General features: G+C 70.7%; 2 protein-coding genes and 1 pseudogene. 1 reads left to right on the forward strand and 2 read right to left on the reverse strand.

Annotated features, from left to right (window positions below; translation table 11 throughout):
• A partial coding sequence (locus K789_RS0100700; RefSeq protein ID WP_024365070.1) for an FAD-dependent oxidoreductase occupies positions 1–1,186 on the forward strand: 1,186 nt, incomplete at its 5' end.
• An 18-nt stretch (positions 1,187–1,204) separates the two neighbouring features.
• Here the strand turns inward: K789_RS0100700 and K789_RS0100705 are convergent.
• On the reverse strand, positions 1,205–1,564 hold the full coding sequence (locus tag K789_RS0100705; RefSeq protein WP_157835649.1) for a hypothetical protein: 360 nt from the start codon (positions 1,562–1,564) through the stop codon (positions 1,205–1,207).
• Between the two features lie 240 nt (positions 1,565–1,804).
• A pseudogene (locus tag K789_RS25765) lies at positions 1,805–2,173 on the reverse strand (hypothetical protein); the annotation flags it as partial.

A 2,173-nucleotide genomic window follows, 5' to 3' on the forward strand; every position in this document is an offset into this window, starting at 1 on the left:
CCCCGCCGCCCCGGTGCTGCCACCGGGCGTCACCGCGCTCCGGGATCTGCGCGATGCCTCAGTACTTCGGGCGGCCGTGGCCGGCGGCAAGAGGGTGGTGGTCCTCGGCGGCGGCGTGCTCGGCCTGGAGACGGCCCTCGCAGCGGCCGAGGAAGGCGCCAGGGTCACTGTGGTGCACAACGGCCCGCATCCCCTGGGCCGGAACATCGACCGCGGCGGCGGCGCCGTCCTCGCGGCGTCGATGCGGAACTGCGGCGTGCGGGTGGCCGGCAACGCCCGCTCCACCGGCGTGGAACACAACGCGCCCGACGGCGGCTTCTCGGCGCTGCTGCTGGATGACGGTTCCGCGATCGACGGCGACCTGTTGGTGCTCTCCTGCGGCGTCCGGCCGCGGACCGAGCTTGCGGAAGGCTGCGGACTTTCCACCGCGGCCGGGATCCTGGTGGACCATAAGCTCCGGGCACACCACGAGCCGCACATCTTTGCGATCGGCGACTGCGCCGAGGTCCGCTGCCCCGATCCGGAATGCCTGGAGTGCCGCACCGCGCGTGGTCCGTCCGGGCTGGTGGGACCGGGCTGGCGGCAGGCGGAATGGCTCGCCGAATACCTGACGCTGCTGGCATCCGGGGCACCGGAGGCCGAGTTGCTGCTTCCCCTGCCGGCCGAACTGCCGGGCGTCATTGTCCTCAAGGCCCGCGGCCTGACCATGGCCGTCGCCGGGGATGTTTCCGCGGAACCGTGGGACGAGGAAGCCCTGTGTGCGGGGGCCGCGGACGGCCGCCCGCGGCTGCAGATCGCGCAGTGGGCCGATCCCGAGCACGGCCGCTACGTGAAAATGACCACCCGCGCCGGAGTGCTCGAAGGCCTCGCGGCGGTGGGCATGCCCCGCACCGCTGCAGAACTGGTGCAGCTCTTCGAGCGGGGGGCCGAACTGCCGGCGGACCGGTCGCTGCTGCTGCGCCTGGACGGACCGGACCAGGCGGCGGCTGCCGGCGCGGCTGACCCCGAGCGAACCGTGTGCCGGTGCGCGGGTGTCAGCGGAACGAAGATTGCCGCTGCGGTGACCGACGGCTGCGGGACGGTGGCCGAGGTGTCAGGAGCCACCCGCGCAGGGACCGGCTGCGGCGGCTGCCACGACGACATCAAGGGGATGATCGAGAAGCACTTTCAGGGGGCCGTTGCCTGACGCCGGGCCGCCGAGGTCCTAGCCCCAGTCGCCCCTGCCCCCGTCTCCTCCTGCGCCGAAGCCCGCGGCCCATCGGTGGAATCCACTTTCGCTGTAGGGACCCAGACGCCCGATCTTCGGGGCCATGGCACCAAACAGCAGCACGCGGGCTGCGTCCGGGTCACCGCCGGATGCGGCAAAAAGAGCCCGACGCCGGCGGCCGACGAGCCAGATGATGCCCAGGAACAGGGAGAAGGACAAGCCCACCCCGCCAGCCATTACGGCCATCACTGCGGACTCGTTCACCCTGAAGCCGTTGATGAGCATTACGCCAAACAGCAGCCCCAACGGGATGGCAAAGACGAGCCGGCGCACCAGCGCCCAGCGCAGACTCGCCACAGGAACGGGGAGCTTCGTTGTGGCTATGGTCCCGGCGGGCGGGCCCGTCTGGGCGGCGCGGTGATCGGAAAAGTGCAAATTTCTTCCCCCAAAGAAGTGGGACAGTTGTGACCCTGATCGAATCCTAGGCGGTTTCGGCCGCGTCGACGGTCCTTCCGTGCTGCCTGGTTTCCAGACCAGGCCGAGACTCCCATGCAAAATGCCCCGGAACCGTTGGGGTCCGGGGCCTTGCAGGGCCGGCTACTTGTTCTTTTTGTCCTTGCCCGGGTTCTCAGCCTTCGAGGCCGGGGATGCCTTGACAGCCGGGCCCGCGCCGTATGACGGCGTTGCCGAAGTGGCTGCATTGGCGCTGCGGTGCTCTGCCGCATTTGCCTGGCCGGCGGCGTGCTTGGCGGCAGCGTTCTCGTGCGCCCGTTCGGAGTTGCCTCTCGACTCTTCCTGCTCCGACTCTTCCTGCTCCGACTCTTCCGGCTCCGACTCGACCGCTGCCGGGTCCTCCGGCGCGGGCTCGACCGTTGCCGGCTCGACCGGCGCAGGCTCGACCGGCGCAGGCTCGACCGGCGCCAGCTCGACCGGCGCAGGCTCAACCGGATCGGCGGTCTCGGCCGG

Origin of the sequence: Arthrobacter sp. TB 26 (assembly GCF_000427315.1) — a bacterium.
GTDB lineage: Bacteria > Actinomycetota > Actinomycetes > Actinomycetales > Micrococcaceae > Arthrobacter.